This is a genomic window from Salinimicrobium oceani, from assembly GCF_012037645.1.
In genome coordinates, this window is the sequence record NZ_JAAVJR010001482.1 from 1 (window position 1) to 303 (window position 303).

The 303-nt window shown below is 45.9% G+C and carries 1 protein-coding gene; it reads left to right on the forward strand.

Going from position 1 to position 303, the window contains the following annotated elements; all coding sequences use genetic code 11:
• Positions 1 to 31: 31 nt before the first annotated feature.
• Positions 32 to 303: (2Fe-2S)-binding protein (locus HC175_RS22730; protein WP_168140052.1), on the forward strand; the 272-nt coding region annotated here is incomplete at its 3' end.

Sequence of the window (303 nt, forward strand, 5' to 3'; positions counted from 1 at the left end):
TTTTAATCCATTCCCTTTTAAACATATAATTATGGCAGAATTTAATGTAAATATTAACGGAAAAGACTTCGATATTGATGCCGATCCCACCACCCCTCTTTTGTGGGTTTTGAGGGACCACCTCAAGCTGGTAGGCACAAAATATGGTTGCGGAATTGCCCAGTGTGGGGCTTGTACAGTGCACTTTAATGGCGCTGCTGTAAGATCCTGTCAGCTCCCAATTTCGGCGGCTGCCGGAGCGAAAATTACAACAATTGAAGGTCTCTCAGAACACGGAGATCATCCGGTGCAGCAAGCCTGGCT